Origin of the sequence: Coraliomargarita parva (assembly GCF_027257905.1) — a bacterium.
Classification (GTDB): domain Bacteria; phylum Verrucomicrobiota; class Verrucomicrobiia; order Opitutales; family Coraliomargaritaceae; genus Coraliomargarita_A; species Coraliomargarita_A parva.
Genome location: NZ_JAPZEI010000004.1, coordinates 201,994 through 221,567 on the forward strand (window position 1 = coordinate 201,994; position 19,574 = coordinate 221,567).

The following is a 19,574-nucleotide window of genomic DNA, read 5'->3' on the forward strand; positions in this document are numbered from 1 at the left end:
GATCCAGCAGGCAAAGCAGAAGTGCGTCTGTTCAAGAATCCGCTAGATAATGCCAAAATCACATTCCGCCGCACCGACATTTACTACGAACTCGAATTCACCGTCTCCTTCGAAGAACTCGGCTTGGAGCCTACCAACGAGGTCCTCTTCGACTGTATAGCAAATCTTGGTGCCCTCGGCGACGCCCACTCCGGCGGCCGCACCGTCCTCAGCGGCAACTTCAACGCCTTCAGCAACTCCAGCCAATACACGCTGGTTTCTTGGGCGCAGCGCACTCAATAACCACGTAAATCTCTCTATGGCTCAGTTAATTTCAAGCTTACCCAAGCCTTACGGAGCTGTTCCGTCCATTCGCCATTCACTATGGTACGACATTGAGCGCTACGCGATTGTGCATTTCAGCGTTGGCACTTTTGCCGATAAAGAATGGGGATTCGGCGACGAAGATCCGCGTTCGTTCAATCCGACAGATTTCGACGCCAATCAATGGGCTGAAGCGTGCCTGGCAGGTGGCCTAAAAGGGATAATCCTCGTATGCAAACACCATGACGGGTTTTGCCTGTGGCCCACGAAAACCACGGAGCATTCAGTTCGGAACTCTCCGTGGCGTGACGGCAAAGGCGACATGGTCGCGGAAGTTTCCGCTGCCTGTCGAAAACATGGATTGAAATTTGGCGTCTACTGTTCGCCTTGGGATCGCAATCACCCGGAATACGGACGCGAGGCTTACGTCGATATTTTTCACGAACAGGTGCGCGAGTTGCTCAACCAATACGGCGAGCTGTTCGAAGTCTGGTTCGACGGTGCGAATGGAGGCAATGGTTACTACGGTGGTACCCGTGAAGCACGCGCGATAGACCCAGCGCATTATTATCGCTGGGAGCAGATAACCGAGATGATCCGAGAACTCCAACCAGAAGCAATCATGTTTCCATTTGATGGGCGCTGGATTGGGAACGAATACGGTATCGCCGGAGAAACCTGTTGGGCGACCTTTTCAGCACCGAACAATCCGGTGAGTGAAAGACCAATCGATTTAAATATGGGCATCCTTCACGCCGAAGCTTGGCGTCCAGCTGAATGCGATTTTCCCTTACGTCCTGGATGGTTTTTCCACGAGCACGAAGCGCCGAAGTCAGCCGACACGCTGCTCGATTTGTATTTCAAATCCATTGGCCGAGGTTGCTCGATCAACCTCGGCCTTGCACCGGACAGACGCGGACGAATTTGCGATGAAGACATCAAAGTCCTTACCGCATGGAACGAGGACATTAAAAAATTATTCTCCCACAACCTTGCCTGCGAATCTTCGTCAATCTTTGCCAATTCGTCGGATGAAAAATGCTCCGCCTCCGCATTGATCGACGGCAAGCCTGATACGTTTTGGATGCCAACCGACAACGCAGCACCTGCGTTTACAATCGATTTTAAGCAGGCAATTAAGTTCAACACAATCGACCTCTCAGAGTTCGTCGAGCTTGGCCAACGCGTTGAAGAATTCGCGGTGGACATCTGGCAGGATGGCAGATGGCAGGAACTTGCGACCTCAACCAGCATCGGTTACCGGCGCTTACTGCTCACGCGCACGACGACCAGCGACAAAGTTCGCGTTCGATTTACACAAACTGCCGCTGCTCCGGCGATTTCCCACTTCGGACTGTATCGCGCCCCTGCTTCTTTGGCCTTGGGAGCGAAAATTACCATCGTGCGGAACCAACAGGGAGAGGTCAGCATTCGCGGCGGAGGGGATGGCTTGGACTTACGGTACACCACCGACGGCAGCCAGCCAACACGCGATTCTACCCCCTATCGAAAACCATTCTCATTGACTGAGGGAGGGACTGTAAAAGTATCTGGCTTCGTCGAAGAAGAACAAACGGGCGTAGTAACCGCGGCCTACGGACCTGCACGCACAAATTGGCGCATTCTCTCGGTCAGCCTTGACAGTCCATTTGACAACCACGGCCTCGCCGGCGTGGAAAAATTACTCGACGACAGTCCCGACACCTACTGGCACACTTATCACAAGAACAAGCAGTTGAGCGCACCTCCTCACGAGGTAGTGATCGATATGGCCGAAGAACGCGAAATCTCCGTCGTCACGATGACGCCGACCACGGAAGACACCAACGGCATTCCTGATCGTTACTCCTTCGCCATCAGCTCCGATGCCGAGCATTGGCAAGCAATCGCCGAAGGAGAATTCTCGAACGTCAAAGCCAACCCCTGCCAGCAAATAATCCCACTAAAGCAACCTGCAAAGGGACGCTTCCTTAAGTTTGCCGTCCGGCACGTCGTCGATAACGGAGATTACATCAAAGTCGCTACTATCGACGCGATGTAACTACACGGGAAATTTTTCCAGCAAAACAACCAGATGCAGACTATGGACTACTTCGAGTTTCTGGATCAGGAACGTGCACTCATTATCAAAGAGCCACGCTGCCCACAGCCATGGATCAACTACTTGAGCAACGGACGCATGCACGCCTTCGTCTCACAAGCCGGAGGAGGCTTCGCATGGTGGAAAAGCGCAACAGTATACCGACTGACCCGTTACCGTCAGCATCTAGCACCAATGGATGGCCCCGGGTTCTACATTTACTTGCGTGAAGAAGACGGCACAGTCTGGTCGCCATCCTGGCGTCCGGCGGAGACTGAGCTCGATAAGTGGAAGGCGATTCACCGTCCCGGCATCTCCAGCTTCGAAGCAACTTACAACGGACTGCACGCACAACTCGATCTTTGGGTTGCACCTGATCACGATGCCCTCCTCTGGGAGCTAAAACTCAGCAACCCCTCCAACCGCTCACGTAAACTGGACGCCTTCGCCTATGTCGAGCTTTCGCAAATGCAATGGACCGATGAGTTCAACTGGGGATATTACATCAAATATATGCTCCGCACGGATTACGACGAAGCGACCCGCTCTGTGCGCTACCTTTTCCATCATCAAAGCCATCCCAACATCAGCGAAGTGCCCCTCGTATACTTTGCAGGCAGCGAGGTCGATACTTGGTGCGGTTCACGCGAAGATTTCTTAGGCTCCTACGGCTCAGAATCATGTCCCAAAGCGATTTCCAAAGGGAATCTGAATAATCGCGGCATCAGTTGCGGCGAACCTGCCGCAGCACTTCACCGCCAACTCTGCCTGGAAACAGGTCAATCACACAGCCTACGCTTTGCCCTCGGCGTGGAACCCGGTGCGCTGCTTGAACCGGAACGTTGCAAACAAGCCATTGACGGCCTGCTGCCGACCCTGCTGAGTAAGGAAGGCTTCGATGAGCAGCGTGAACGATGTGAGAAATGGTGGACTACCCATCTTGAGAAATTGAGCTGCTCACTACCCGAGCCAGAGCTCCAGCGAATGATTGAAACGTGGTCACCGGTGAACACAGTCACCACAGCCCGTTTCTCCCGCTCGGTCAACGCAACCGCTCCAGGCATTCGTGGTATTGGTTTCCGCGACACCTGTCAGGACATGATCGCAATCGCTTATCGTCGACCGGACTGGGCACTCGACAAGTTGCGCTCCCTTCTGACCGAACAACACGCAGACGGAAGAGCCAATCATACATCATACCCGATTGAAAAATCACCCTCCAACGAAAGCCTGCATAGTGACAATCATCTTTGGCTCCCTATGCTTGCACATGCCATCGCCGTCGAAACCGGCGATCCCGGATTCCTCGAAGAAACAGCGAGCTTTTATACAAACAAAGAGAGCGCAACGATCTGGGAGCATTTGATGCGAGCCCTTCGCTTCACCGAAAGCCATCTGGGCAGTCATAACATCCCGCTAACCTTACGCAGCGATTGGAATGACATTATCGGAAAATTCTCAAAAGCAGGACGCGGAGAATCTCTCTTTGCCTCCTTCCAGTATGTCTATGTCCTGCGACAAATGCTGGCACTGGCCCAGTGGTCGGGACGCAACGATGATGCCGATACAATTCGTGAATGGCTGCACAAACAAACAACAGCGTTAGACGCCTGCGCATGGGATGGCGGATGGTGGCGTCGTGGCTTTGATGACAACGGCGCACCCGTTGGTTCCCGATCTTCCCCTTTCGGAAAAATCTTCCTCAATCCTCAATCTTGGGCAGTGCTCGCTCGAGTCGGCTCCCGCGAACAACAGGAAGCCGGTATGGCTGCGGCAGCAGAGCATCTGCTGACCGATGCAGGGCTGAAGATTCTCTCGCCGGGCTTTAAAACCTGGCCCGAAGAGTCCAATCCCTTTAGTGGCTACGGGCCCGGAACCGGGGAAAATGGTGCGATTTTCTGCCATGCCAACACCTGGACGATCATGGCAGAAGCCCTACTGGGTCACGCCGACACCGCATGGGAATATTTCCGCCGTCTCGTCCCGGAAAACGTCATACATCGATTCGGCGTGAATACCTACGGAGCAGACCCACACGCGTGGCTAAGCAATATCGTTGGCCCCGAAAACACACGCTTTGGCTGGGGCAATGTTGTTCACATCACAGGGACCGCCGCATGGATGGATATTGTTGCCACACAATACCTCCTCGGCATCCGGTCGGAACTCACCGGACTGCGTATTGATCCCCAAATCCCAACCCACTGGACAGGCTTCACCGTCCGACGCCAAGTAAGAGGCCACTGGATTCACTTAAAAGCCAAACGAAGTGGCCATCAAAGACTTCAGCTGAACGGACATATCATGGATCCAAGCCAATCAATCCCGTGGCAACGACTCGCAGCCGAAAACGAAATCGTCGCGGAAATGTAAAAACATCTACCTTGGGCGAGTGGAGGTAACCCGATCGATCTCCTGAACAGTCTGACAGAATTAGAAGTTCGTCCCCGTACTGGCTAGAAATTAATCCGAAGGCCTCCAGACTGAGATTGCGACACATCTGTGTCAGGAACAATTTCCTGAAGTGAAAGGAAAAATACTACTCGGAAAACTTCTGACTCTAATCACTGATCAGGTGAATCAGGAGCTCTTAGACTCGCTCGACTATCAACAGGAAGAAATCAGGGTTCTAAAATCCCAAATCAGCAAGCACATCCGATTCACAGACACCCAGCGCATAAACCTGGCCGAAAAAGCGAAGAAACTAGGCAAAGCGATTGAGCTGTATGCCACGATTGTCACAGCCGACACGCTCTACAGGTGGCACCGCAGACTGATTGCCCGTAAATTCGATGGATCGAAAAAACGCCAGTTGCCGATGGACCATTGTTAGCAATAAACATGTAATTACTCATCGTAGTCGTGCCCGCTCTATAACTCAGACCCGTGCTCGTAGTGCTTGATCCACCATAGGCTTGTATCGTCACATCGTATGTATCAGTCACGGCAGATACAGTAACCGTCACATGATACCAGGTGTCCACAGCGACTTCTGCAATGTCAGTTAAAGTGTTATTTGGATTGACCGTTGCGATTGTATACGTGGGAGTCGCTTCACCATCTGACATCGCAAGACGGAGAAAAACCCCCAGCGCAGATCCATCATTGGCGATAAAGTAAGGACCGAAGTTATCGCTTATTCCTGAAAACATGTAGTCGAATTCAATCGTCGCTTCATCAGACCCGCCGTTGGTATACGAAAGGCCTACCGATGCACCTGCGGTCGTAGATTGGTCGTTGAGCGTCGCGCTATATCCATCTGCAACAGCAGAAAACGGAGATTCCACGTCGTCGACCAGCATTTGCACTCCGCCACTCGTCACATTATCCTCCCAACTAGTCCCAGTCTGAATAGAAACCTTCTCATCAACATTGTAGCTATTGAAATCGTCGAAGAAAGCAGAGGCATGTGAACAAAGCAGCAGGCTGGCAGCTGCGATGGTAGTTAAAGTCGTAATCGTGGGTTTCATAATTTTGGAAGTATTCATAGACTATCAGTGTGATATGAGGCTTAGGATATCCTACGAAATGACCTTCTACCCATACTGTAAAAATCCAAGAGAACTTCGATTTATCACGATAAATAACTATCGTTTCGTGTCCTTGTATTTACGGAGAAACAGGTGCAGAGCCGGTTGCATAGCTCAAAACACTCGATACCAAAAATGATCGCTTGATTCACCTGGATCGAGGGGAAATGGACAGTTAAAATATCCGAGGTGGACTCGAAGGTGTATTCGTGAATCAAGGCACGGTGCGGCCCTTGCGCGCGTGCATGCATATCCAATGCCGGGTCAACAACTACGCCATTGATCGCGACATCGAAGACGCGTAGCGAACTTCCATCCGCAAAGCCACTTTGCCAAACCATGGTTCGGCAAAGTGGCATCGCACCCGAAAGCGCCCCGTCCGGCTCTCCTCCTGAAATGCAGTTTCAAGAACCGGCGGCCTACCGTATTTGAACAATACACTCAAGCGCTCGATCAATGGGCGAAGAGGGAATGGATACGATGTGCGCGTGTAGACTGGCATCATATACGAGAGAAAACGCTTTACCATTTACAGTCGCATTCGTCGCGACCTTAAAGCCGACAAGTTCAATCTGATAGGCACGGCGGCGTTTTTGCCCTTTAAAACGTCCCTCGCACTGATTGATTTTGATCGATGCCGTGATTCCTTCCTCGCGATAATCAACCCGCGTAAAGGCACATTCATTGCGTACATAGCCCTCCGTCTGGCCGTCATCCTCATATAAAATCGATACGCCACTGGAACCCGGATAGCAACGAATACGCAGCGTATCGAGAGACACACTTGCCATTCGCTTCGCATAGGGTTGAAGCGGAACCGGCGACCCGCCTTTCACATAAATCGGGATTTCATCAATCCCGAACGACAGTTGTCGTATACGATTGCCCGTAATCCTCTCGCCAGTGAAGAAGTGAAACCACTCTCCCTCCGGGAACCAGATCTTTTGACGGACAGCGAGATCCTCTCCTTTCCCGGCGCGCGAGATCGGCGCCACCAAAATGTGATCACCAAGCATATATTGACCGGAAAATTGATACGCTTCTTCTTGATCGGGATACTCGAAATACATGCCCCGCAGGAGGGGTAACATGTGGTCATAGCATTGCCGGGAAGCAGAATAGAGGTAGGGAAAGAGCTCCGACCGAAGGACAAAGGCACGGCGCATGGCCGATTCAAATCGTTGCCCCCACAACCAGGGTCGCCGATCCAAGTCTTCTCCACAGGAATGCAGACGTAAGGCTGCAGAAAGCGCCCCGAACTGGACCCACCGTGTATACATTTCAGCATTACGCTCACCATAAAAACCACCGATATCGTGCGCCCAATAGAAGCAACCGGCATTCCCGGATGCGATCGTAAATGAAACCTCAAATTTGAGCATGGCCCAACACGCCTTCGCATCTCCAGAGAAATGTATGGGATGCCGATGATCGCCCAAACCACCCCAACGGCTCAGCCCCAGACCACGGCGTCCATTTTTACGGGTATGCTGATAATACAGGGCATTCAACCATGGCAAATGGCGCAAGCCCGGGACGCCAATGACTGTGGGATAGATATAATTTTGCTGCCAATCCAACCACCAAAAATCCACTCCATCGTTCTCCAGGCGACTGTGAGCCGCAGCGAAAAACGCCTCCATATAGCTTTGATCGCCAGCGATAAAAGGAGGGTTCGTCGAGGCATTCTGACCAAGCAATTTCTGAAATTCAGGATAACAGTCCTCATGCTCACGTATCCCGTCCGCCGGATGGTCGTTCAACGCCACATAAATACTATCTTTCTTCAGGTCGCTCAACAGCTTACGAGGTTCCGGTATCAATTTCCGGTTCCAGGTGTAGCCGGTCCAGCCTAAGTTCTTCGCATGACCGTAGCCTGTTTTCGCATCCTGCGTATGCCAATCCATGTCCATAACCAGAACATCGATCGGGAACTCATGCGCATCATACTCACGTATAATACCGCGAAAATCCTCATCGGTATAAGGATGCCAACGACAATACCAGGAACCCATGGCGTGCCTACGTGGTAACGGGGCACGTCCGGACACCAGCCCCAAACCAGCAAGTGCCCCCTTGTAATCGCTACCATAAATGAATAGGCACCAATCTAAATCCGGATGTGGTAACGACTCGCCGGGCGAATCGAATTCTGAAATGGAAATCCCGCCCGGTCGCTGACGGATCCACCCATCTTTAAGGATCGCTTTGCCCGAATCATCGACCAAATGCCAACCGGCACGTGACAGAATCCCGTCAGGCAAATCAAAGGCCTCGGAAACATTATCCAATGTCGCCGCAGGGCCTCCCAGGTTTTTCGTATCTTTCAAACCCGGATTCCATTCGACACGTGCTATTTCATCGCAATAGGTGACGCTCAAATTCCCCTGATGAAAGGGCTTTCCATCATCACGGAACTTCAAGACCAAATGCTTGGTTTTGATCGTTAATGTCTTCCCACGTCGACGTATGGAAATATCCAGGAGTGAAGACTCCCGATTGGTAGCGAACAAAGTAGACTCATCGACGAATCCATAATTGGGAGCATACTCCATCCGTATACATTGTTCAGTAATGATCGTAAATCGGGCAAAGCCCCACACGACAGGCGGCTGCGTTCTCCCATCCGGAGTTGCACTAGATAAATTCATTGGAATGAGGGGGTTCAATTAGACTCAAGCAGTCGATTCTATAGCTCAAATCACTCGATACCAAAAATGATCGCTTGATTCACTTGGATCGTAGGAAAATAGATAGTTAAAACATCCGAAGTGCTCTCGAAGGTGTATTCGCGAATCAAGGCTCGGTGTTGCCCTTGCGCACGGGCATGAATATCCAATGCCGGGTCAACAACTTCACCATTGATCGCGACATCGAAGACGCGAAGTTTGTTTGCGTCCGAAAAACCACCAACCCCGAACCAAGGTTCGGCAAAGTGGCGACGCGGCCCGTTTTACTAAAATCACATGCAATCTGGTCATTCATATTCGAGGGCATTTCCCATCTAACAGTAACAGCGAATCACTACCTGCCCCTGTCATGAGCTATTGTTTTTTTGAATATAATTAAAGAAATCTCTAACCCATCACCAGCAAAGAAAGGGTCTATAGGCCAGTCATAAAACGCAATAGGCCTATTATGAATATTTTATGAGCTAATCAGAATCTGTTCATCGATTGTGAAAGACAGGCAACATGTGCTCTTAACGGAGAGAATCGGAGAATTTTCGGGGAAATTAAGTCATAGCCCTGAGTATGCAGATAAGTTCGTCCCGAATAGGGCCTCATTTCCAGAGCAAAGACATTCGCAAACTCCTTGACCATAAGAACTTTAGAAGCACCCGCCATCCGGGCACAAAAAAGCGGCGAACCTCGGAAAAGTTCGCCGCTAATCAAAATGGTCGGGGTGACAAGATTTGAACTTGCGACCTCTTCGTCCCGAACGAAGCGCGCTACCAAGCTGCGCTACACCCCGAAAAGCTGGAAAGTGCTACCGTGCCGGGGGGATTTGTCAATAGCCGGCTGTGAAGAAAATCAGAAAAAGCCTCAATCCCCGCGCGGGGCGGGTTCCTCGAGATTGACATGGAAGAGTTCCGCTAATGACTTCAAGTCCACAGGCTTAACGATATACTGACTGACATCGCCGTATTGCCGGGCACGCTTGAGATCGGCTTCGTCGACCGAGGAGGTGATCAGGTAGATCGTGATCGGCTTGGCGAGGTCGTGCTTGATCTTGGAAAAGGCGTCGAGGAACTCCCAGCCATCCATCTCGGGCATGTTAATGTCCAGAAGGATCAGGTCGGGCAGCTCATCCCGGTCATAGAGATTATGTGTGAGTTCATCGAGGGCGACACGTCCATTGGCGTAGATCAAGACACGTTCGCAAAGCTTCTTGATCAGGATCATGCGCTTCGTCAGGAAAACAAAGGTATCGTCGTCGTCGATGATACAGGCGGTATGGATGGGTTTCGACATGGCAGATTAGAAGGTAATGGTAAATTTTGATCCCTTGCCCGGCGTGCTCGCAACCGAAATCGAGCCTCCCAAGGCCTGCACCTGGTTTTTCACGAGGAAAAGGCCGACGCCGCGGGCATCCGCGTTATTGTGAAAGGTCTTGTAGAGGCCAAAGAGCTTTTTGCCATAGCGCGCCAAGTCGAGGCCCCTGCCATTGTCCTCGAACTCGAGCACGGTACACCCCTCCTCCATGCGTGTGCGAATGACCAGATGCAAAATCCGTCCCGGGTCCCGGTATTTCAGTGCGTTGCTGGTTAGATTCAGGCAGATACTCTCCAGATAGGACGGCACGTAATTGATCTGCGGCGCGGCACTGAAATCCATCTCCACATGGGCTTGGGCGGCCTCCAGTTCTCCACGCAGGGATGACAGGACCTTGTCCATGATCTCGTCGAACTGCAGCAGGACCCGCTTCCGGTTGATATCCGTCTGGATCTTCACCACCTCGCTCAAGTGGTCGACGGTCTCAAAGAGCTGCTTGGCGCTCTTCGAGAAGTGCTCCATGATTTGCTGGCGCGTGTCCTCGTCCTCAATCGCATACATTTCGAGCAAGGCCATCATATTGCCGGTATTGGAACGCAGGTTATGGGACACAATGTGGGCAAAATTGAGCAAGCGGTCGTTCTGCCCGGACAGGATGGCGATTGACTCTTCATTGCGTCGCTCCAGTTGCTTGCGTGCATTGATATCGATCAATGAGCCGACCATCCGAACCGGTTCGCCCGATTCGTCGCATTTCGCCTGTCCGGAGGTTTCAAACCAGCGGTACTTCCCATCCTTGCAACGCATCCGGATATCGAGCTTGTAGGGCGCCTGTTCGTAGAAGTGCGCCTGCAGGGCGGCCTTCGTCCGCTCCAGATCGTCGGGGTGCAGCAGCTGATGAAGAAAGACCTCCGAACCGCAGCCGCACTCCCTGTCGGCATAGCCCAGAAGCTCGTAAAAGCGAGGCGACCACCAATCCTTCCCCTCCTCCCGGTTCCAATCCCAAATCCCGGGACTGATCCCTTGGGCCACCAGCTCCAATTGCTCATTCCGGTTGCGCAACTGCTGCTCCACTTCCACCAGAGGCGTCACATTGATATGACAGCCGACCATCCGGACCGCTTCGTCGCCCTCTCCCCACTGAATGACCTTTCCTCGCGAAATGACATGCACGACATGCCCGGCCTTGTGCCGGTAACGCACTCGCACGTCGAAGGGCCGTTCTCCATGACTCCCGAAATGAGCGGCCAAGGCTTGTTCAATCACGGGAACGTCTTCCGCAACGATGACGCGTTCCCAGAATTTCGTATCATTGGGCCACTCATCATCCGAGTAGCCAAACATGGCCTTGAACGAAGCGCTGTAGAAACAGGCCTCGGCCATGGGCCTCCAGTCCCAGTAGCCAACCCCCGAAGCCTCCACCACGGTCTGGGTGATAAATTCACGCTCACTCAGTTCCTTCTGCCGTGCCTCTTCGAGACGATTGGCGGTGCCTTGTATCGCCTCATCGACTTCCTTCGGCGTCTTGAGGTGAAACAGGCGCGGAAGCATGGGCAGCAAGGCGATGGCCGTCGCCGCCGAAATCAGGGCCGTGAGAACCTTGAACAGCCCGAGCAAGCGATAGGCCGGCCACCAGTATACGATCACGTCCAGCAGGTGCGTGATCCCGCAGGTCAGGATAAAGAGGCTGAACATGACCCAAAGGAAGGGATGCGGGATCTGACTGCGCTGACGCCTCAAGGCGATCAGGATCATGACCGGGATCGAGGTATAGGCCAACCATGTCACAAGGTCCGCCAGAATATGTGGCCAGACATGCAGCGGAGCATCCAGCAACTGCCCCAGCACCCATCCATCCGCCGCCTGAAGCGATACCGGGCCGATGAGGATGAGACCAGAAAAGACGAATAAGAGGCAATAAATCGACCTATGTGGCCAACCGGGAAACATTACGCAGAGTCAAACGTCTCACGCGGGCAAGTTCAAGCTCTTGCATACCGGTCCGATCAAGCGGGCTTCCAGCTGCAGATGAAAAAGCCCCGCAGTCCGAAGGCTGCAGGGCTTTGAAATCAAATCGGGGCGAAACGCCTTAGACAATCAGGCTCTTGCCAGTCATCGCAGCCGGTTGCTCCATGCCCATAAGCTGAAGGAGCGTGGGAGCGACATCGCCGAGGCAGCCGGACTCAGCCAGCTTGAAGTCCTGGCACCCTTCGCCGTAGACCACAACCTCGACCGGATTGAGCGTGTGAGCCGTGTGCGGCCCGTTCGACTCGAAGTTCCAGAGCTGGTCGGAGTTGCCGTGGTCCGCGGTAATCAGTGCCTTGCCGCCCATCTTATCGATTGCCGACAGCAGATCGGCCACACAACCGTCGACAATCTCGCAGGCCTTGACACAGGCCTCCACCACACCGGTGTGTCCCACCATGTCGGGGTTCGCGAAGTTAATGACCACCAGGCCATATTTGCCCGATTCGATCGCCTTGACCGACGCGTCACGAATGCCGTAGGCCGACATCTCAGGCTTTTCGTCGTAGGTCGCACAATCCTTGCGGCTGGGAATCAGTTCGCGGTCTTCACCCGGGAAGGGTTCTTCACGATAGTCGTTGAAGAAGAAAGTCACGTGCGGGAACTTTTCGGTCTCCGCGCAGCGGAACTGAGCGATCCCCTTGTCGGCGACATAGCCTCCCAAAATATCATCCATCTTCGGCGGCTTGCGGAAGATGATATTCGGGCACAGCCCCTTTTGGTACTCCGTCATGGTGGCGAAGTAGATGTCCAGTTTCTCGCCACGGTCGAAGCCGTCGAACTCGTCCTGGATAAAGGCACGAGTCAGCTCGCGCGGGCGGTCGCCACGGAAATTGAAGAAAATGACGGAATCGCCACTTTGCACGGTGGCCACCGGCGAACCGTCCGCACCGGCAATCGCGGTCGGAGGGCAGAATTCATCGCCCTTGGTTCCTTCGGTCTCCGGGGCGTCATATTGGGCCTGTATGCCCTCTGCAGCCGAAACAGCCGTCCGCTCCACCTTGCGGCCCGTCAGACAGTCGTAGGCGCGCTGGACGCGATCCCAGCGGTTATCGCGGTCCATCGCCCAGTAGCGACCGGAAAGCGAGGCGACCTGCCCCACCCCGATCTCGGCCATCTGGGCCTCCGCCTGCTCGAGAAAGCCCTTGCCGGAAAACGGCCCCGTATCGCGGCCATCGGTAAAGGCATGCAGGTAAACCTTTTCAATCCCCTCTTCCTTGGCGATGCGGAGCAAGCCGTAGAGGTGGTCCAACATCGAGTGGACCCCGGCATCGGAAACCAGACCCATGAAGTGTAGAGCGGAGCCTTTGGACTTCACATTTGCCAGTGCTTCCTGCAGCGCCGGGCTGTCCTTGACCGAACCGGTCTCGATGCCCTTGTTGATGCGGACGATCTCCTGGTCCACCACACGGCCGGCGCCGATGTTCTGGTGCCCCACTTCACTGTTGCCCATGATACCTTCCGGCAGACCGACTGCCAGGCCACAGGCCATGATTTCCGTGCGCGGCCATTCCGCAGTCAGCTTGTCCGCACAGGGCGTATTCGCCAATTTCACGGCATTGAAGGCATCTTCCTTCGAATTGTGATTTTCGCCCCAACCATCACGGATGATAAGGACCACTGGTTTGATCGAATCTGTCATAATTAATCTTGGATCTGGAGATGAATCGGTTTGCGAACGGTTGAAACTAAAAGAGCAGGCCCTCCTGTGAGAGCGCGGAAAGCGAAAGAACCATGAGATAGAGGAAAAGCAAGAAAGCTCCCTCCCGACGCGTCACAATATGTCCGGTTTTAAAGACGAGTAGTAGGAGAACTGTCAGCAAGAGCATGGAAGGGAACTCGACCAGAAGCATGGCCGGATTCACTGGAAACGGGAAAAAAGTCGCCGTCGCCCCACCGATGAGTAAGATGTTGAAGAGATTCGAGCCCACAATGTTACCGGCACAGATATCGGTATGTCCGGCCCGCACCGCGGCAATCGAGGCAGCCAGCTCAGGCAGGCTGGTCCCGATCGCCACAATCGTCAAACCAACCAGGGTCTCGCTCGCCCCCAGACGCGAGGCAATCTCCACGCTGCTGCCGACCAAGAGTTTGGCCCCGAGCGCAAGCAACAAGGCCCCCAAGAGGACGAGAACGACGGCAACCGGCACCGAGAGCCGCTGAATCTCATCCTCCGCCTCGAAAAATTCCTCCTGAATATCGGCCGACTCCTGCCGGGCCCAGCGCACGACAAAAAACAGGTAGGCAGCGGCGATTCCGAGAAGAACGAGCCCCTCCCAGCGCGCGTAGCCGCCGGTCGCAAAAACGGTGAATAAGGCGCTCACCAGCAACAAAATCGGCATTTCCCGGTGAATCAGGCGCAATTGCACCCGCAACGGCAGAATCAGGGCCGTCAGGCCAAGGATCAGCCCGATATTGGCAATATTGCTGCCCATGATATTCCCCAAGGCCAGACCGGGACTTCCCCGCGCCGCCAGTAGCGAGGTAAACATTTCCGGCATCGAGGTCGCGATCGACACCACCGTCAATCCGACCACCACGGGGTTGATCTTGAGATTGACCGAGATCGCAGCAGCGCCTTTGGTCAACCAGTCCCCCCCGAAAGTCAGGCCGGCAAGGCCCAAAAGCAGAGCAAACACGAGTGCCCAAATGGGAAAGCTACTGAAATCGAGAATAAAAATACCAAGCGTCATACCTTGTTCATTGCCCAGCTGCAAAGTGAACAGTGGAGCCGGACTTTGGAACGAAAACCCGCAGATAACGCTGAGAGCTTGACTTGGTAAACCAAAAAACCACACTCGCGCGCTTTTCATTCGATTCAGGCCCACAGGCAATGGCGCAAGACCTCAAAAACACGCTCAATCTTCCGCAGACAAACTTCCCAATGCGTGGGAATCTGGTCGAGCGGGAGCCACAACGGATGGAGCATTGGAACCGGCTCGGCCTTTACGAGAAGATCCAGGCGAAAAACAGCGAGGGCCCGAGCTTCATTTTACACGATGGCCCCCCCTTCACCAACGGGGACTTGCACTTGGGGCACGCGCTCAATAAGACCCTGAAGGACACGATCTTACGTTACAAGTGGATGCAGGGGTACAAGGCGCCCTACATCCCCGGATGGGACAGCCACGGTCTGCCCATCGAACACAAGGTTTCACGCGAACTGCAGGATGCCGGACGGACCGACTACACCGCGCTGGAAGTGCGCGAAGCCTGTGCCAAGTTTGCCGACAAGTACCGCCGCCTGCAAACCGAGCAATTTCAGCGCCTCGGCGTGCTGGGCGACTGGGACCATGAATACTGGACCATCCATCCGGAATATGAGGCCGCCGAACTGGAAACTTTTGCCCGTTTCGTCGAGCAAGGCCTGGTCTACCGCTCGAAAAAGCCGGTTTACTGGTCCATCCCCTGCGCCACCGCGCTGGCCGAAGCGGAGATCGAATACCGCGACCACAAGAGCATCTCAATCTTCGTCAAGCTAAAGCTCAGCGCGGAAACACGTGCCAAACTTTGCCTGGAAGACGAAAACAGCTCGATCCTGATCTGGACCACCACGCCCTGGACCCTACCGGCCAATCTGGCGGTCGCGGTGCACCCGAACATTGAGTACAGCGCGATCCAGAGCAACAAGGGCACACTGGTCGTGGCCACCCCGCTACTGGAATCCGTGGTCAAGGAGTGTGAGCTCGAAGGCGTCGAGACCATCGTGACCTTCCTCGGCTCCAAGCTCGAAGGGATGGAAGCACGCCACCCCTTTATCGACCGCGCCTCGCCCATCCTCATGGCTGATTATGTCACCACCGAGAGCGGCACCGGCTGTGTGCATACGGCTCCGGGACACGGTCTGGAAGACTACATCACCGGGATCAACAACGGACTGGAAGTCTACTGCCCGCTCGACGACTCGGGCAAGTATGTGGACGATGGCCAGGTTCCGGCCGAACTGGTCGGCCTTTCCGTCCTCGAAAGCGAGCACGGGAAGCCTTCGGAAGCCAATCTTGCGGTCCTCAAGATCATCGCCGGCAACGGCTCCCTGATCGCCAAGAAAACCATTCAGCACAGCTACCCGCACTGCTGGCGCTCCAAGACCCCCGTGGTCTTCCGCGCGATGGACCAGTGGTTCATCGCCCTGGACAAAGGCGGCGACCGCCAGCGTGCACTCGATTGCTTGAATGACGTCAATTTCATCCCCTCCTGGGGCGAGAACCGTATCCGTGCCGCGGTGGAGAACCGCCCGGACTGGTGCATCAGCCGCCAGCGTACCTGGGGCGTCCCCATCCCCGCATTCTACGACGAAGACGGCAATGCCTACATCGACGCGGATGTCATCCGCGGCATCGCGGACAAGGTGGCCGAGAACGGCACCAACATCTGGTTTGAACGCTCGGCCGCAGACTTGCTGGACGGCATCGTCCTGCCTGCGGGCTGGCCCGAGGCCGGCAAGCTGAAGTGCGGCACCGACACCCTCGACGTCTGGATCGACTCCGGCAGTTCCCACCGCGCAGTCCTGCAAAAGCGTGCGAACCTGAGCTGGCCCGCCGACCTCTATCTCGAAGGCTCCGACCAGCATCGCGGCTGGTTCCAAAGCTCGCTCTGGACCTCCGTGATCGCGGACAAGGCGGCCCCCTTCCGCAACCTCCTGACCCATGGCTTCATCGTCAAGGAAGACGGCACCAAGCTCTCCAAGAGCGACGGCGCGGCCCGCCCCTTGACCGATTGGATCAAGGGCTACGGTGCGGACATCATCCGCCTCTGGATCTGCTCGCAGGACTATCGCGGCGACGTTCCCGTCTCCGACAAAATCGTGAAGAATGTGGCCAACAGCTACCGCAGCATCCGCAACACCCTGCGCTTCCAGATCGGCAACCTCCACGACTTCAACCCGTCAACCGACGCAGTCGCCCTCGCCGACCTGAATGCGCTCGACAAGTGGGCCCTCAATGAGCTGGCCCAGCTCGTCCGCAATGTCACCTCGGCCTTCGACGCCTACGAGTTCCATCGTGCTTTCAAGGACTTCATTGACCCGTTCTGCGCCAACACCCTGTCGGCGACCTATCACGACATCCTGAAGGACCGCCTCTACACCCGGGCACCGAACGATCCGCTTCGCCGTTCCTCCCAGACCGCGATTCACATCATTTTCAACACCTTCGTGCGCCTCATCGCGCCGCTGCTGCCCTACACGGCAGACGAGGCATGGAGCTACGCCTGTAACGACAGTGACTTCTGCGACCAGCCGATCTCCCTGGAAGAATGGCCCACCGTGGATGCGGCATGGGACCAGCCCGAGGTGGCCGCCGACATCAAGGCCCTGCGCCGCTTCCTCTCCGAGTCGCTCAATGACGAATTGGAAGCCCTGCGCCAGGAAAAAGTCATCGGCCAGAGCCTGGACGCGAAAGCAGTCATCAGCGGCCCCGCTTCAGACCCCGAACTGGCCCGTTTACTGCAGTACGCCGAAGATCTTCCGGAACTCTTTATCCTATCTGAAGTCAGCGTACGCATCGACGACTCGGCAACCGAACTGTCGATCGAAGTTGCTCATGCTGATGGAGTGCGCTGCCCCCGCAGTTGGCGCTGGGTCCCCGAACTGGTGGAAACCAGTGAATGGGGCCCCGTTTCGCCCCGCTGCAAAGAAGCACTCGAACAACTCGCGAATTCTACAAACTAAACCTGATTTACGTCCATACCATGCCCAAGAAGACCACCCAGAACACTGCTGCCAAGGAGACTATCAAAAAGAAGACTGCCGCCAAGAACACCGAAACCAAGAAATCGGTGACGGAAGAGGCTCCGGCCAAGAAGGCCAGATCAACGGTCAAGAAATCTTCCGTGGCTCGCAGCAATGGCATCGGCGACAAAAAGGCCACCCCCATCGTTTTCTCTCTCGATGACGTAGAGGCACTGGTTGCCTCGCGGAGCCGCCCGGAAGACAAGACCGAGGAAAAGGCCCCTGCCGCCGGCAGCACACCGGTCGCCCGCAAGAAAACCGTCGAAGTTGAGGACGCACCGACCGAAAAACGTGTGTTGGGTGCCGCGTCCCTCGCGGACATCCTCGGCTTCAATCCTGCAGCCAAGAAGGAAGAAACCAAGCTGGACGAAGAAGACATTCCGAAGAAGTGGAAAAAGTTCTACAACCTGCTGATCGAACTGCGCCAGCATGTGAGCGATGAGCTCGACCTGCACACAGCCGACACCCTGAAGCATTCCTCCCGTGATGATTCCGGCGATCTGTCCGGCTATAGCAACCATCAGGCTGATGCCGGGACCGACACCTTTGACCGTGATTTCGCACTGAGCCTCGTCTCTTCCGAACAGGATGCCCTGAACGAGATCGAAGAAGCGATTCTTCGGATCAAGAACGGCAGCTATGGTATTTGCGAAGTGACCGGTGAACCGATCGGGAAGGAACGCCTTGCAGCCGTTCCCTTCGCACGATTCTCCGTTGAAGGCCAGGCCGAGTACGAGAAGAACAAGCGTCGCAAGACGGAGCGCTCCTCTGCGGGACTCTTCGGTGACGGCACTGATTCTCCGAAAATCGCATCGGATGACGACGACGAATAAGCCCAGTTGGCAAAGCCAGTGACTGCGGCCTGCGCTCTCAAGCCAGGCCCCTCACGCTTTTCCGCTGCCCCACCGATGCCGAATCAAAGCCAACTCGCGAACAAGCTCCTTGCTTATTCCCGCCTCTACATCGTCGCCTTTCTGGTCTTCATACTGGATCAGGGAACCAAGGCTTGGATCTTCAAGAATCTCCCCTTGGACAGCTACTTTTACCCGGACTCGATTCAGGTAATCGACGGTTTTTTCTACATTGTGCACATCGGTAACGAAGGTGCCGCTTGGGGCATGTTATCCGGCTACGGTGGCTTGCTGGCCGCATTTGCGGTCGTTGCAATCTTTGCCATTTACAAACTCCGCCACAGTCTGGAGCTAAAACGCCCGGTCATGCAGATCGCCTTCGGACTACTGATTGGAGGTGTGCTGGGCAACCTCGTGGACCGCCTGATCCATGGACATGTCATCGATTTCCTCGACTTTCACCTCCCCTTCAGCATCCCCCGAATATTGGAAAACGGACGTTGGCCCGCGTTTAATATAGCCGACTGCGGGATCGTTATCGGTGTCTTCACCTACGTCATCCTGAGCTTCTTTCAAAAGGACGGCCATGGTCCTGAAGACGGGAAAAGCCGGATCAGCGAGGAAAGCTACCCCTCACGTTAGAGCAGGGTCTCCCATTCGCTCTCCTTGAATCCGACCAGGCCGGTGCCGGCACCTAGCAGGAAGGGGCGCTTTACCAAGTTGCCCCGCTGACTGAGCAAGTCGAAGGCCTCCGTGTCCGACATCCCGGGCAGTACCTCCTTCATGTTCAGCTCACGGTAGTCACCTCCGGCGGTGTTGAACAACTTGCGCAGTTCGCCACCCTGGTATTCCAACATCGTCTTGAGTTCGTCCACCGAAGGCGGCGTCTCACGGATTGGAAACTCCTCGTACTGGAGTCCGTGTTCATCCAGCCAACGCGTGGCCTTCCGGCAAGTGCCGCATTTTTGATAGGTGTAAACCCGAAGCATCTCTACAATTCTTAAAGCGTTACTAATATTACGGAAAGGTGCCGATGTGCCAGGGGCGAAACAAGTATTGCAT

Annotated in this window: 13 protein-coding genes, 1 tRNA gene and 1 pseudogene; 5 read left to right on the plus strand and 10 right to left on the minus strand. The window is 54.8% G+C overall.

Annotated features, from left to right (window positions below):
- The first annotated feature begins 298 nt into the window (after nt 1–298).
- Both O2597_RS07255 and O2597_RS07260 read left to right on the plus strand, forming a co-directional pair.
- Entirely contained in the window at nt 299–2,344 is a 2,046-nt protein-coding gene (locus O2597_RS07255) for an alpha-L-fucosidase (RefSeq protein ID WP_269523646.1), read from the plus strand.
- Between the two features lie 33 nt (nt 2,345–2,377).
- A complete protein-coding gene (locus O2597_RS07260; protein ID WP_269523647.1) occupies nt 2,378–4,756 on the plus strand; it encodes a GH36-type glycosyl hydrolase domain-containing protein in 2,379 nt (792 codons plus the stop codon).
- A 365-nt stretch (nt 4,757–5,121) separates the two neighbouring features.
- Here the strand turns inward: O2597_RS07260 and O2597_RS07265 are convergent, their stop codons facing one another.
- The 9 genes and pseudogenes from O2597_RS07265 to O2597_RS07300 form a co-directional block, all read right to left on the minus strand.
- Complete coding sequence (locus O2597_RS07265) at nt 5,122–5,871, minus strand: hypothetical protein (RefSeq protein WP_269523648.1); 750 nt, start codon at nt 5,869–5,871, stop codon at nt 5,122–5,124.
- An 86-nt stretch (nt 5,872–5,957) separates the two neighbouring features.
- Nucleotides 5,958–6,254, minus strand: a complete 297-nt coding sequence (locus tag O2597_RS07270) for a malectin domain-containing carbohydrate-binding protein (RefSeq protein ID WP_269523649.1) — start codon at nt 6,252–6,254, stop codon at nt 5,958–5,960.
- 78 nt (nt 6,255–6,332) lie between these two features.
- Nucleotides 6,333–8,564, minus strand: coding sequence for a TIM-barrel domain-containing protein (locus O2597_RS07275; protein ID WP_269523650.1), 2,232 nt, complete (start codon nt 8,562–8,564; stop codon nt 6,333–6,335).
- Nucleotides 8,565–8,614: 50 nt separating this feature from the next.
- Nucleotides 8,615–8,839: pseudogene (locus O2597_RS18605) on the minus strand (malectin domain-containing carbohydrate-binding protein); the annotation flags it as partial.
- A gap of 471 nt (nt 8,840–9,310) precedes the next feature.
- A tRNA-Pro gene (locus tag O2597_RS07280) sits at nt 9,311–9,387 on the minus strand.
- 71 nt (nt 9,388–9,458) lie between these two features.
- Nucleotides 9,459–9,887, minus strand: coding sequence for a response regulator (locus tag O2597_RS07285; RefSeq protein WP_269523651.1), 429 nt, complete (start codon nt 9,885–9,887; stop codon nt 9,459–9,461).
- 6 nt (nt 9,888–9,893) lie between these two features.
- Nucleotides 9,894–11,858, minus strand: coding sequence for a sensor histidine kinase (locus O2597_RS07290; protein WP_269523652.1), 1,965 nt, complete (start codon nt 11,856–11,858; stop codon nt 9,894–9,896).
- Nucleotides 11,859–11,997: 139 nt separating this feature from the next.
- Nucleotides 11,998–13,575, minus strand: a complete 1,578-nt coding sequence (gpmI, locus tag O2597_RS07295; RefSeq protein WP_269523653.1) for a 2,3-bisphosphoglycerate-independent phosphoglycerate mutase — start codon at nt 13,573–13,575, stop codon at nt 11,998–12,000.
- Between the two features lie 46 nt (nt 13,576–13,621).
- Nucleotides 13,622–14,626, minus strand: coding sequence for a calcium/sodium antiporter (locus O2597_RS07300; RefSeq protein WP_269523655.1), 1,005 nt, complete (start codon nt 14,624–14,626; stop codon nt 13,622–13,624).
- Nucleotides 14,627–14,766: 140 nt separating this feature from the next.
- On the opposite strand from O2597_RS07300, the gene ileS reads away from it, so the two are divergent.
- From ileS to lspA, 3 genes are all read left to right on the plus strand, one after another.
- Nucleotides 14,767–17,601, plus strand: a complete 2,835-nt coding sequence (ileS, locus tag O2597_RS07305) for an isoleucine--tRNA ligase (protein ID WP_269523656.1) — start codon at nt 14,767–14,769, stop codon at nt 17,599–17,601.
- Nucleotides 17,602–17,621: 20 nt separating this feature from the next.
- Complete coding sequence (locus tag O2597_RS07310; RefSeq protein ID WP_269523657.1) at nt 17,622–18,494, plus strand: TraR/DksA C4-type zinc finger protein; 873 nt, start codon at nt 17,622–17,624, stop codon at nt 18,492–18,494.
- Between the two features lie 75 nt (nt 18,495–18,569).
- Nucleotides 18,570–19,154: a signal peptidase II gene (lspA, locus tag O2597_RS07315; protein ID WP_269523658.1), complete on the plus strand. Its 585-nt coding sequence runs from the start codon at nt 18,570–18,572 to the stop codon at nt 19,152–19,154.
- Here the strand turns inward: lspA and O2597_RS07320 are convergent.
- Nucleotides 19,151–19,501 (minus strand): arsenate reductase family protein, encoded by a 351-nt coding sequence (locus tag O2597_RS07320; protein WP_269523659.1) that lies wholly within the window; start codon nt 19,499–19,501, stop codon nt 19,151–19,153. The genes lspA and O2597_RS07320 overlap by 4 nt on opposite strands.
- Nucleotides 19,502–19,574: the final 73 nt, after the last annotated feature.